The following is a 13,294-nucleotide window of genomic DNA, read 5'->3' on the forward strand; positions in this document are numbered from 1 at the left end:
AATGTATATAATGCCCGCACCAGATTGTGTGACATCAGTATGCTCCGAACGCTTTTCAAGAAAGAAGACGGATCCCTTGTTTATCGTTGTCCGGCCGAGCCTGTAGAAGATTATGTACGCAAAGGCGGACGGTTAGAAGAAACGGTCGGCAGAACGTGTTTGTGCAATAATCTTATGGCCGCTGCCGGAATCCCCCAGCGCCGAAAAAACGGATACGTCGAACCGCCGCTTGTAACTGCGGGCAACGATCTTGCCAACATTGGCCGGTTTTTGAAAGCCGGGAACTCGGGTTACTCAGCCAAAGATGTCATAGACGCTCTCATGGGCACCGCTAATTTAGATTCTATTTAACATCAAAAAAAGGAGCTAACATGAAACACATTATATGGATTTTATCTCTCGCCGTTCTTATTTCATGCGGTACAAAAAAGACAGAATCCAAAAAAGAAGAAAGCCAAAAACTAACGGAGATCAAGATTACTCCGGGTGAGCGCACCGATGAAAAAGAAACTCCGACCGTGAAAATCACTTATCCTAAAGACGGTGAAATTATCAAAGATAAAAAACTGGGCGTTACATTAGACGTAACCGGTTACGACCTTGGCAAACAAACCGAAACTGCCCGCGCCAAAGAAATCGCCAATTCATCCCAAGGCCAACACATTCACATAATTCTGGATAATAAAGCCTATGAAGCTTGTTATGAAGTCGGAAAACCTTTTGAGATTCCGGGTGAATTATCGCCGGGCGTTCATACTCTGCGCGTGTTTCCGAGCCGCTCTTATCACGAAAGCCTTAAAGGAGCGCAGGGTTGGGATGCGATCACTTTCTATGCCGAGAAAAAGGTAGGCGCTGCGCCGGTTGACTTTAAAAAGCCGCTATTAACTTACAGCCGCCCCAAAGGCACTTACAAAAGCGAGGATGGAAAACGCATCATGGTCGATTTTTGGGTATCAGGCTGCGACCTGAGTCCCGATGGATATAAAGTCAAACTAACCATCAACGGACAGCATGAAACCGTGTTCACCGAATGGAAACCGTATTTTGTTACGGGTTTAACCCCCGGTAAATACACATTTGCATTGGAACTCGTAGATAAGGATGGAAAACCTGCAGAGGGCTCCTATAATAAAACTGAGCGAGAGATCACAATCGAATAAACTTCAACCAAACCTCCCGTGCTTCGGCATCGGAGGTTTTTTTATAAAGAAGGATTGTATGCCTGATCGTAGAAAATTAGACGAAAAAGACATTTTGTCCCGTATAGCCAATCTCAAGAACTGGCAATTCCATGACGGGAAATTGCGTAAAGAATTCCGATTCCCCGATTTTGTCAAAGCTTTCGGTTTCATGACCGGCGTTGCCTTACTGGCGGAATCACTGAATCACCATCCAAACTGGTCCAACGTCTACAACTCCGTTATTATCGAACTCTATACGCACGATGCAAACGGCATCACCGAATATGATTTTACTTTAGCGGAACGCATAGACGCCTTTTTGACATGACAGAATTTTATCTTGCAATCGCACGGATTTATTCATAAAATTTAATACCATTTCTTTTAATCATTTATTTCCATCGTCAGACAGACAGTAAAAGTATGTACGTCGTACCGTCATGTCAGGAATATTTTTACACTAACTAAACATCAACTTTATGCACGATTCGGCCTCAGACAAAGACAACGAACGCAGAAAAAACTTCGAGCTCCGGGCGATTATCGAATTTCTTGCCGAATCGGGAATGCAGGCCAATAAATCACCATGGCAGTGCATTTCTGAAATTTACGTTCTGATTCAGTCTATTCTGAAGGAAGGTAAAGATCTTTCGGTTTCACAGGAATTGCTGGCCACATTTGAAACCAACCGAAGGGTCATTGAGGAAATTTACAACGCCCCGCATCTCAAAGCAAAAAAACTCAGCAATCCGCTCACGGCTTATTTTACAAAATTTCTGGATATCAAAAATCGTTTTCTTCAAAGCAGGACCGAAGCTCACAGAGAAGCCCTTCCCGAAAACATTGACGAGGCAATCGATCAATTTCTGAGGGAATATGTTGTCAACTTGATAAAAGACCCTCGGGTTGTATTTCTACTTCTTATTACTTTGATATACCGGCAGTTGCAGAATCAGTCGACAGTGGAGTTCAAACTCAATGTTGCGCATCTCACGAAGCTATTTGAGAAACATGAAGCTCAATCTGACAGGCTCCTCACTTTATTGATATACAATTTATGCCAGGCAAGCGTGGATGCCATAGAAGAAACCGATTACGGCCATGCCAGCGTGTATTGTGAACGGGCTGTAGAACTATTCAAGATGCTGGGCGACGGATCAAAGGTTAAGGACGCAATCCGGTCTCAGATCGAGGATGCCATGCGCATTACGGCTGAGCGGCTGGTTAATCGGATACAAGAACATGACGAAGCCGAACAAATTCAGAATATCGAATCGTTGGTGGAACGCCTGGTCAATATCGACCTTATCGCGTATTTGCTGCCCAAATTAGTTTTTTTTCTTATTCGCGCGCAAAAATATGAAGATTGCTTGCATCATCTCGACCGAATACTGGAAGCCGACGATCTCAGCAATGAATTTATGGATTATCAGACGGCCATCACAATCGGGTATGAGTGGTGCGATTCACTATTAAAAGCCGAACGATATTCACGCGGCAAAGTGGATTTTAGTTTTTTCCAGAAAGAAAAAGAAAATATTCATAAAGTCTTTTCGTTTTCAACGACGGTTTTAATTCCTGACATGGAGGATGAAACATTTTACAATGTGGAAACCGAAAAACTGGCCGTTACTTTTAGCCATTTGGGAACTCTGTTCTTTCTGACAGGGCGTGTCGATCTGGCGGCAGAATCCTACAAGAAAAGTTTTGAAACCATTCTGCAAAAACGTTGCAGCCGCAATCGTGACTCTGTGGACGAGATCATGGACCGTTATAAAGATACTATTCATCATCCGCTTAACAGCGCGCCGATGGAAGCGCATTCCCTTATCGGAATATTTGCTTCTGAAAAAGGATATGACTATCTGCTGAATCTTCAATTAAAAAAGTGGGATGAGGAAGGAAAGGCATATAACCGGGAAGAGCAGAATTTCAGCACCTTAGTCAATGAACAGAAACAAATGTTGGCCGATCTGATGGATTCCACGCAGAATAAGTTGAAGATGCGTTTCTCAGAACCTTACGCGGGATACAAGGAGTTTATCGTAAACAACTACAACGATATAAAAAACCGCATGCAGATCTAATTTTTAATGAATTACAAGCGATAGAGCATTAAATAAACCGCCACGCCGCTCGCCGACACAAATATCCACACAGGCCATACCCAACGCACAACCTTTTTATGCCGATCGAAATCATTTCGAAATGCAAACCACACTGCCGTTAAAATAAACGGACCCATCAGTGCGGCCAGAATCACATGCGGAATTAGTATGAAGAAATAAAGAGGCCGCGTCCAGTCATGATACGGATAAGAGACGGAACCGACCTGATAGTGGTAAAACACATATGACGTCAGGAATAAAGCGGAAGTGATCAATGCGCCAATCATGATTTTCTTGTGTAAATCGCGGTTTCCATTTTTTATCTGAATGAACCCCGCAATCAATAACATGGAACAGACAAGGTTTAAGAACGCGTTTAACGTCGGCAGATCAGTGAAGGCCATTGTTAATCCTCAACTAATACTAGAATATGCTTTTTTAATAATTGTAAATCTTTCGGATCATCGCTGCTATAATACCCGCGAATGCTGTTTTGTTCGTCTACCAGGATCAACTTAGTACTGTGCAAACTCGGCATGTCCCCGCCCGCCAGCATAAAAACATTTTCAGATAACGACTTCACATCGTCTATCGGCGCTCTCAAAAAAAGCCATCGCCGGTCATTCACACCAAACCGCGCAGCATAGTCCCCGAGCGCCTGAAGCGAATCACGTACGGGATCCACAGAAATAGAAACAAACTGAACGCTTGCTGCAGCTGAGAAATATTTATAAAGTTCTGCAACCCGTGCGTTCATCCTAGGGCAGGGACCCTCACAAGTGGTAAAGAAAAAATTAACGATACTTACTTTTCCGGATAGCTCATTCGAGCCAAACGGTTCGGCGTTTCTTTCGGTAAATGAAAACGATGTTACCTTACCAAACACCGGAATACCGGAGTTTGAAGATTTGATTTTATGAATTCCCCAGGCACCAACGATCATTAATAATAATACCGCGGGAAGACCGATGAAAACCCATTTTATTTTTTTATCATTCATGTTACTTAAAAGGTATTAATTAATATTATAGAAAACAAATTTCGGCATTCGGAGCCTGTTGGCTCCGGTACCGAAATTATATGAAAGAATGTAAGAAACGGTTTGATAATAACTAATGTGCAGTTCCGGATGGAACGGCCGTTGAATCGGGTGCGGCGGACGTTTTGGTCGAATCGGTTTGATAAATAATAGCATTCGGATTGATCGGTTTTTCAACGTAGTCATAAATGTCATCCCGCCGCAGCGTATCAAACATGGTCAGAACAATAAATATGCCCAAAAATAAGATCGAACTCAAAAAAATGACCATGTAAACTTTATTGTCCCACAAAAGGTGCATGAAGATGAGCGCAACCAGAATTGCTTTCGTTACGGCGACCGCCATCGCGACGATAAGATTCCATTCTCCGAAATGAAATTGCGCAACCCAGACCGTTATCGCGGTCAAAACCAGCAGCGCGGCGCCAACGCCGAGATACGTGCTTACGGGCAGAACATGCGGTTGATGTTTGGCTGATGTGTCGGTGCTCATGATAATTATCCTATAAGGTAAAATAGTGGAAATAAAAATATCCAAATGAGGTCAACGAGATGCCAGAATAATCCTGTCATTTCGATCGGCGTATAATATTCCGGCGAAAAAGTGTTCTTTTTTGTTTTGTACATCAGCCAGGCTATAAGGCACATCCCCCCCAAAACGTGTATGCCGTGCAACCCGGTCATCATGAAATAAATACTGAAGAATATATGCGGGTTCGAACCTTCAATTCCTTCAAAGGAATAAAACTTTCCAGGCAATTGTCCGACATGGATCTTGTGAGTATATTCGAAATATTTGATCACCATGAACGTGCCGGCCAGCAGGAACGTAAAAAATAGATACCACATGGTTTGATTCTTACGGTCGATCTGCATTGAGCGGATCGCGAGCGCCATCGTGAGTGAACTGGTGATCAGTACAACCGTATTGATCGTTCCCATCAATACATTCAGTTCACGGTGCGCATTTGAAAACATCTCGGGATACCACGCCCGGTAAACCGCATACGCGCAAAATAACCCGCCAAACGTCAACACTTCGGTTAACAAAAAGAACCACATGCCTAATTTAGCCGATTCTTTTTGTTGCTCCATATCCGCGAAGTGATGCGCAAGATGGGTTGGATGTTCAGCAGCATGATTCATGAAATTGCTTCCTCTTAAGGTATTCTATTTAAAATTCTACTTTACTTCTGTTTTAGTTTCCTCTTTACTGCCCACATAACCCGGAGTTCCGCTATAGGTTATTTCGGCCATCATAGAGTCGTAATCATAGGGACCGTGAACTGCGATCGGCTGACGATCAAAATTATGAGCCGGCGGCGGCGACGGCGTGGTCCACTCTAAAGTCAGAGCGCCCCAGGGATTATTGCCTGCAACAGGCCCTTTGAATATGGCGTAAATCAGATAGATTGCCATGATAAGGAAGCCTAAACCGATAAGCCATGTACCGATCGTGGACATCTGGTGCAGTGTCTGAAAACGTTCAACGTAACTGAAATAGCGTCTCGGCATGCCCTGGGTCCCCAAAATGAACTGTGTGAAAAAAGTCAGATTGAATCCGACAAAAACAAAAATAACCGAGAAACGCGCCCAGGCTTCATTGTACATTCGTCCCCATATTTTTGGCCACCAGTAATGAATACCTCCCATCAGAGCCATGACCGTTCCTCCCATCATCACGTAATGAAAATGCGCAACAACAAAATATGTATCGTGTAAATGCTGATCGAGCGAAATGGCGCCAAGAAAAATACCGGTTAATCCGCCGATCGTAAACAGAAACAAGAAAGAAAATGTCCATAGCATCGGCGCCTGAAAACTGATGGAGCCTCTATGCATAGTGACTAGCCAATTAAATATTTTGATGCCTGAAGGTATACCCACCAGGAAGGTAATAAATGAAAAAACGACAGCTGAAAATTCTGATTGGCCGGAGGTGAACATGTGATGGCCCCAAACCAGGAAGCCCGTCAAAGCTATTGCAAGGCTTGAAAATCCGACAAAACGATAACCGAAAATTTGTTTATGAGAAAAGGCCGCTACCAGTTCACTGATAATCGCCATACCGGGCAGGATCATGATATAAACCGCCGGATGGGAATAAAACCAGAAAAAATGCTGAAATAAAACCGGATCGCCTCCCATGGCAGGATCAAATATGCCAATGCCTAAACTGCGTTCCAGCATTAATAGCACCAAGGTAATTGCGAGCACCGGTGTCGCGAGAACCTGAATGATCGCAGTGGCATATAATCCCCAGACCATCAATGGCAGGCGGAACCAAGTCATCCCGGGAGCGCGTAATTTGTGAATCGTGACGATAAAATTAAGTCCTGTAAAGATCGAAGAAAAACCCAGAATAAATACGGCCAGCGTCATAGAAATGACGGACGTATTGGTCGTCGTGCTGTACGGCGTATAGAATGTCCATCCGGTATCTACAGCCCCGCTGATCATTGAATACAGTGCGAAAATGGCGCCTGTAACATATACGTACCAGCTGGCTAGATTAAGCCGCGGAAACGCGACGTCTTTCGCGCCCAACTGTAAAGGCAGAATAATATTTCCGATGGCTGCGGGAATCGAAGGAATGATAAAAAGAAACACCATGATCGCACCATGCAGTGTAAAGAGTTTATTGTACGTATCCGGATCAAAATAATCACGAGCCGGCGTCATGAGTTCCAGCCGCAACAAAATGGCAAAAACGCCGCCCATCAAAAACATCGTCATGATGGCAAATAAATACATCAAGCCGATGCGCTTGTGATCCAGCGTCAATAGCCAGGACTTCAAGCCTTTGGGATCATTCAGATAATTTACTTCGGCATAAGATTGCGAAGCGGTAGCCATAAATTTACCTTTTGTTAAAATTTATTTTAATGTTTTGATATACGAAATAATGGCGTCAATCTCCCGGTCCTTTAAGATTCCCTGGTACGTGGGCATCACAGGCTGGAATCCGGCTACGATACGCGCCTGCGGATTCAATATGGATTCACGTATATAGTTCTCATCCACCTCAACCGTGGAACCGTCGGCCATCTTAACCTCATGGCCGTAGATACCTTTCCAGCTGGGGCCCGTTCCCGGCTTCCCGTCAAGACTGTGGCAGGTGATACATGCCTTCGAAGCGTACAGTTTTTCACCGTATAATTCCGGCGTCATGCCTTCGCCGCTTGCGCTATTGGTCTCCAGCCATTTATTAAATTCTAATTCCGTCAGTACGCGCACCTTGCCGATCATTTCCGAATGTTTGGTTCCGCAATACTCGGCGCAAAAAATTTCAAATTCGCCCGTACTTACCGCTTCAATCCAGTTGACAGAATAACGATTGGGTAATACATCGCGTTTCGTCCTGAATTCCGGAAGAAACAAGCTGTGGATCACGTCTTTCGACGACTGCAAGAGTTTGATCGGTTTGCCGACGGGTATGACCAACTCATTTACCGACGTGCCGCCTTCCGGATATTCAAACGACCAGAACCATTTTTGTCCGGTTACTTTGATCTCCAAAGCATCCTTCGGAACAACGGTCATGTGAATGTAATCCTGAAAAGCCCAGCCAAATACCGTAAAGGATAGAATAGCCGGAATGATCGTCCACACAAATTCCAATGTGTTGTTGTGCGTAGCGCCGGATGTCATTTCCTGTTTACGTCGTTTGTGCTTTAGGGAAAAATAAATAATCCCAGCTGTAACGAGCGCCAGGAAAAATACAGAGCAATAATAGATGAAATAAAAAAGCGCATCAATATCGCCCGCGTAAGTAGAATTGGCCTGAGGCATCCAAAACGAACTGCTCTCATTCATGTTCTTTGAACTTTCCTTTAATAATCGAATAACAATGTTATATGAAAAAAATCTTAATTATTCTTTTTTTGATGTACGGTCTCTTTTCCACATCACGGCAAGAAACAATCCCAATATCAACATAGTTGCCAATCCGCCCAGTTTCATGACGTTCATCGCCATGACGACGTAACCTTTCGACGCAGGATCGTAATGAAAACAATACAGAAGCAATCGATCCAGCGTATTTCCAACCTTGCCCTCGGACGCTTCTACCAATGCTAATCTGAAATCGCGGTCATTAAACTGAATGCCATACAGGTAACGGGAAATTTTTCCGTCTTCACCCAAAATAAAAACTACCGCCGGATGCGCAAATTCTTTTCGGTCTGCATCATAGAAAAACTTAAAGCCCAATGCATCTGCCAAACGTACGATCTGTGTATGGTCGCCGACGTGAAACCGCCAACCGGCATCCGCTTCCGGTTTGGCGAGATATTCAAGATACCGTTTCCTTTTCAGGCCGGCCAACTCAGCCGTCTCCGAAGAATCAATGCTGATCGTGACGATACGGTAATCTTCACCCGGAGTCCAATTGTTCTGCTTTACCGCATCCGCGACGCCGTTCAGCACCAGCGTGCATAACATCGGGCAATTATAATAGGCTAACACAATCACAACCGGTTTGCCCTGATGAAAATAATCGCCCAGTACTGTTTTCTTGCCTTCATCGTCGGTAAATTCGAGATCAAGCGGAATGGTATCGCTTAGATGTTCGATAACATCGATCCCGCTCACAGGCTGCCGGTCCATAATCACCTGCGCCCGAAGTTCAATCCGTCCACATTGTAAAAGAACAATCGCGAGTATCCACGATGTCAAACTGAATCGAAACACTTAATATCTTTGCTAATTTCCGGCGTTAGTCTTTGCCGGTTTAGAATCTTTTTTTTGCGCGTTTTGATACGCTTCTTCGGCAACTAAGTCCATCGCGCGCGTAATCGGAATTTGGTATACGCCTTTTGCAGCATCAATTATTTTATAATTATTCAGAATTTCCCGTTCTTTAGATCTTAATTCACGCAACGGCGCTGACTCGGGCTTAAGAACCGCTTCTTTAATTTGGTTCTCCGTTACCATGGTGAAAAGTTCCGCCAGTCCGATAATCAATACAACAACGACAGAGAGAAGAGAAACGGTGGCGATCATGATTTTACGCGGATTTGCGTCCCTGCGTTCATAATCCACTCCGCCGTGCTCTGCGCCTAATTGTTCGGCGTGTTCTCCTTGACGTTCGTGCCCGAATTTGTTTGATTCGTTCATATATAATTCCTATGGGTTTGCAAAGTGCAGCGATTTATCGAGTTTTGGATCTTTAACCGGGATCAATGCGTTCTTTGAAAAACGAACCCACATCGCCCAGATAAAAATACCGCCAATACCCAGCATCGTTGTGAGATCCATCCAGGATAACTGGAAACCGTGTTCATGTAAATTAGGAAATACGGACCAGTAGAGATCGACCCAATGCATAAGCAGGAGCCACACGCCGATAAATGCCATGGCAGGCAAGCTGCGTTTGGTCGCGCGCGGGATCAGCCAAAGGAACGGAAGCATCAAATGTCCGTAGATCAGCATGAGACTCACGCTCTGCCATGAGCCTTCCCAACGATCAAGATAAAAAATAGTTTCCTCTGGAATATTCGCATACCAGATGAGAAAGAATTGGGAGAACGCGATATAAGCCCAAAATATCGTAAACGCAAATTTTAGTTTTCCGATATCGTGATAGTGTTCGATCGTGATCTGATTATTCAGAACTTCGTTCTTTCTCAGGACCTGCGCAAACAAGTTGATAAATGCCAAAGCAGTCAAAAGTCCGCCCGCAAAATACCACACGCCGAATATTGTAGAGAACCAGTGCGGCTGAAGCGACATGAGCCAGTCGAATGCGGCATAGGTCGCTGTAAATGCAAAAAGGATCATGCCGGGCGCGCTGATGCGGCGCATGCGTTCGCTATTAGACTGATCGCCGCCGTCCTGCTTGATCGACATATTATATAACATACGGCCGAATATGAACCAGATAGCAAAATAGATCACCGTACGAATTACAAAAAACATCGGATTCAGATAACCGGCTTTTGCTTTCAAAATTGGATCCGCGTCCACTACGTCGGCATGGCTCCAGTGATACAGATCGTGAAAACCAAATATGATCGGAACAAAAAACACAAGCATGATGGGCAGCGTTACCATAATGGTCTCTGAAATGCGGCGCAAAACAATACTCCATTCCGAACCGACGAGATGATTCAGCAAAGTAAAAAACAACCCGCCTAAGCCGATCGAAGTCCAAAATGTGAATGCAACAAGATAAGAATGAAAAAACTGTTTTGAATCCATAACATATCCCGCCGCGCTCAACGCGAGGCCGGCCGCTCCCACGATCAACGCATTTCTGCCGAATGAACCGGGTTCTGTCAGTTTAAAAGTTTCAGTATTGATCTTCATGATTTTTTACTTAAGGTCCTTTCGCATTTCTTGTGGAACGTCTTCAAGACCGGCGTTTTGGCTGCGCTGTAAGGCGCGTATGTAGGCGACGATGGCCCATCGGTCATTCACGGAAACCTGGTTCTTATAGGAGGCCATGTTACGAATGCCGTTGGTCATGGCGTCAAAAAAGTGTCCGTCCGGATTTTTACGCAAAACGTCCGTGTGGTATGACGGCGGCGGCAGGTAACCTCGCTGAACGACTATCCCGCGACCATCGCCGGCCGCACCGTGACATGGAGAACAAAAAATTTCGTAGCGTTCCTGCCCGCGTTTGAGCAAAGCTAAATCCGTCTTAACCGGTGAGACAGCGACCAAATTGCCCTTCTCGTCCTTGCCGGTGTAATACGCCGCATCGCCGCGCAAATTCCCACGCGCAACGGTTCCTGCAACCGGTATCCGCATAGTCGAATTATTTTCATAAAAGTTAGAATACGACTGCGGCTTGAACTTGGGCTGATGATCCATATTAGGATTCAAATGGATCGGCGGCTGATCCGAAGGACGGCCCTGGCAGGCACTAACCGTTACCGCGAACGCGATCCATAAAAATTTCCGGAATCTTTGGTGATTCATAAATAGTTTGATTTATAGGTGATTAAATTATCCTTGAATGACTTCAACATTCTTGCCGCCGATGGACGTCAAAAACGATTTAACTTTTTGTTCGTCGTATTGCGGATCGTTTGACTGAACGGTTACAAAAAAACCGTCATCCGTTACCCGCGCAAAACCGGTTGAATTGAACAGCGGATGATACGGCATGGGCAATTTATTCAAAGCCAGCATACCGAACACGGATGTTAACGCGCCGGTCAAAACACCGATCGCAAAAATCGGCGGCGCATACGCGATATAACTGAAAAAAGGTTTCCCGGAAATCACCAGCGGATAAGCAACGACGCTGACATAATACGTTAACGCGATCATCCCGCACACCGCCGACATCGCGCAGAAAAATACGATTTTTGCTAATGGTGAACGCGACAGCCCCATCGCGCCGTCCATACCGTGCACGGGAAATGGCGAGTGACAGTCATACGCTTTGTATCCGGCTTCACGCGTTTTCACGGCAGCCTGCAGGAGCGATCCCGGATCGGCAAATTCCGCCAGCACGATCGATACCTTTTTCTCTTCTTTTGGCTTAGTTTCACTCATGACAAAACCTTATTATTTTAAAATTGCAGCTGTTTAATGTTTACCGTTATTATGATGCGGATCCGCTTGCGGCAGAATTCCTTTTACCTCCGCCATCGCAATCATAGGTAAAAACCTCAAGAACAGTAAGAATAACACAAAAAATAGTCCAAATGAGCCGATAAACGTCATCCAATCCCATGCCGTCGGACGATAATAATCCCAACTCGAAGGCAAATAATCACGGGACAACGTCACGATAATCACAAACCGCTCGAACCACATGCCGATATTGATGAATATGGTCGCAATGAACATGACCGGAATACTCGTACGTAATTTTTTGAACCAAAATATTTGCGGCACTACCACATTACAAAAGATCATACTGAAGTACGACCACCAGAACGGGCCGAAAGCGCGGTTGATAAATGCGAATCGTTCGTAACCGTTACCGCTGTACCATGCGATGAAAAATTCACAACTGTAGGCATAACCTACCATCATCCCCGTCACCAGCATAACCTTGTTCATATTTTCAAGATGGTAGATCGTAATAATATTTTCGAGTTTGTATATCTTACGCGCAATGATGGCCAGCGTCATCACCATGGCAAATCCGGAAAAGATCGCGCCGGCTACGAAATACGGCGGGAATATCGTCGTATGCCATCCGGGAACGATACTCGTAGCGAAATCCGTAGACACGATACTGTGAACGGACAACACAAGCGGTGTTGAAAGCCCGGCTAAAATCATGTACGCCATTTCATAATGCTTCCACTGCCTGTTTCCGCCGCGCCATCCGAGCGATAATATTCCGAAAATGATCTGTCGCGTGCGCGTTTTCGCGCGATCGCGCAACGTGGCAAGATCGGGTATTAAACCAACATACCAGAATAATAATGAAACGGTAAAATACGTTCCCACCGCAAAAAAGTCCCAAAGCAATGGGCTGCGGAAATTTGGCCACATACCCATTTGATTAGGTACGGGAGCAAACCAATACGTCACCCAAATACGGCCAACGTGAATTCCGGGAAAGAGCAAAGCGCAAATAACGGCAAAAATGGTCATCGCTTCGGCAAATCGGTTGATCGACGTGCGCCATCTTTGGCGCAGCAAAAAAAGGATTGCCGAGATCAGCGTGCCTGCGTGGCCGATACCAACCCAAAACACGAAGTTTACAATCGCCAAGCCCCAGCCGACCGGATTATTTATGCCCCAGATACCGGTGCCCTCAAAGATCAAATAGGTGACGGAAACCAAGAGCAGAAGCAGGCCTGAACTGGCAACCAGAAACGCCATATACCAGGGTTTCGGCGGTTTGTTCTCAACGACTTCGCTGATCTGATTTGATATGCCCTTAAATGTCGGATTGCCCGTAATTAACGGAGCTTCGTCGACGAAAGGTTCAGGTTGATTTGTTGTTGCTACACTCACAGGTTTTTCAGTTTAATTTGTAATCGTGACATTAATTA

General features: G+C 45.0%; 16 protein-coding genes. 4 read left to right on the top strand and 12 right to left on the bottom strand.

From position 1 onward, the window contains the following. Positions 1–39: 39 nt before the first annotated feature. The 4 genes from F9K33_02150 (at position 40) to F9K33_02165 (ending at position 3,268) form a co-directional block, all read left to right on the top strand. Positions 40–351, top strand: a complete 312-nt coding sequence (locus F9K33_02150) for a hypothetical protein (GenBank protein KAB2881023.1) — start codon at positions 40–42, stop codon at positions 349–351. Between the two features lie 20 nt (positions 352–371). Continuing rightward, positions 372–1,160 (top strand): hypothetical protein, encoded by a 789-nt coding sequence (locus tag F9K33_02155; protein KAB2881024.1) that lies wholly within the window; start codon positions 372–374, stop codon positions 1,158–1,160. Between the two features lie 58 nt (positions 1,161–1,218). After that, complete coding sequence (locus tag F9K33_02160) at positions 1,219–1,509, top strand: 4a-hydroxytetrahydrobiopterin dehydratase (protein ID KAB2881025.1); 291 nt, start codon at positions 1,219–1,221, stop codon at positions 1,507–1,509. 151 nt (positions 1,510–1,660) lie between these two features. Then, positions 1,661–3,268: a hypothetical protein gene (locus tag F9K33_02165; GenBank protein KAB2881026.1), complete on the top strand. Its 1,608-nt coding sequence runs from the start codon at positions 1,661–1,663 to the stop codon at positions 3,266–3,268. 11 nt (positions 3,269–3,279) lie between these two features. On the opposite strand, the gene F9K33_02170 is transcribed toward F9K33_02165, so the two are convergent. The 12 genes from F9K33_02170 to F9K33_02225 all read right to left on the bottom strand — a co-directional run bounded on the left by F9K33_02170 (position 3,280) and on the right by F9K33_02225 (position 13,256). Further along, a complete protein-coding gene (locus F9K33_02170; GenBank protein KAB2881027.1) occupies positions 3,280–3,693 on the bottom strand; it encodes a DUF420 domain-containing protein in 414 nt (137 codons plus the stop codon). 2 nt (positions 3,694–3,695) lie between these two features. Next, complete coding sequence (locus F9K33_02175; protein ID KAB2881028.1) at positions 3,696–4,289, bottom strand: SCO family protein; 594 nt, start codon at positions 4,287–4,289, stop codon at positions 3,696–3,698. A gap of 112 nt (positions 4,290–4,401) precedes the next feature. After that, entirely contained in the window at positions 4,402–4,821 is a 420-nt protein-coding gene (locus F9K33_02180) for a hypothetical protein (protein KAB2881029.1), read from the bottom strand. 5 nt (positions 4,822–4,826) lie between these two features. Then, positions 4,827–5,474 (bottom strand): cytochrome c oxidase subunit 3 family protein, encoded by a 648-nt coding sequence (locus tag F9K33_02185; GenBank protein KAB2881030.1) that lies wholly within the window; start codon positions 5,472–5,474, stop codon positions 4,827–4,829. Between the two features lie 36 nt (positions 5,475–5,510). Next, the gene (gene ctaD / locus F9K33_02190) at positions 5,511–7,184 is read right to left on the bottom strand and encodes a cytochrome c oxidase subunit I (protein ID KAB2881031.1); all 1,674 of its coding nucleotides are present in this window, start codon (positions 7,182–7,184) and stop codon (positions 5,511–5,513) included. A gap of 21 nt (positions 7,185–7,205) precedes the next feature. Beyond that, positions 7,206–8,144, bottom strand: a complete 939-nt coding sequence (gene coxB, locus F9K33_02195) for a cytochrome c oxidase subunit II (protein KAB2881032.1) — start codon at positions 8,142–8,144, stop codon at positions 7,206–7,208. A 57-nt stretch (positions 8,145–8,201) separates the two neighbouring features. Further along, on the bottom strand, positions 8,202–8,936 hold the full coding sequence (locus tag F9K33_02200; protein ID KAB2881033.1) for an SCO family protein: 735 nt from the start codon (positions 8,934–8,936) through the stop codon (positions 8,202–8,204). A 96-nt stretch (positions 8,937–9,032) separates the two neighbouring features. Further along, positions 9,033–9,446: a hypothetical protein gene (locus F9K33_02205; GenBank protein ID KAB2881034.1), complete on the bottom strand. Its 414-nt coding sequence runs from the start codon at positions 9,444–9,446 to the stop codon at positions 9,033–9,035. A 9-nt stretch (positions 9,447–9,455) separates the two neighbouring features. Continuing rightward, entirely contained in the window at positions 9,456–10,637 is a 1,182-nt protein-coding gene (locus F9K33_02210) for a hypothetical protein (GenBank protein KAB2881035.1), read from the bottom strand. Positions 10,638–10,643: 6 nt separating this feature from the next. Next, a complete protein-coding gene (locus F9K33_02215; protein ID KAB2881036.1) occupies positions 10,644–11,252 on the bottom strand; it encodes a cytochrome c in 609 nt (202 codons plus the stop codon). A 27-nt stretch (positions 11,253–11,279) separates the two neighbouring features. Beyond that, the gene (locus F9K33_02220; GenBank protein KAB2881037.1) at positions 11,280–11,834 is read right to left on the bottom strand and encodes a DUF3341 domain-containing protein; all 555 of its coding nucleotides are present in this window, start codon (positions 11,832–11,834) and stop codon (positions 11,280–11,282) included. A 33-nt stretch (positions 11,835–11,867) separates the two neighbouring features. Next, positions 11,868–13,256, bottom strand: coding sequence for a hydrogenase (locus F9K33_02225; protein ID KAB2881038.1), 1,389 nt, complete (start codon positions 13,254–13,256; stop codon positions 11,868–11,870). Between the last annotated feature and the right edge of the window lie 38 nt (positions 13,257–13,294).

This window comes from bacterium, from assembly GCA_008933615.1.
GTDB lineage: Bacteria > CLD3 > CLD3 > SB21 > SB21 > SB21.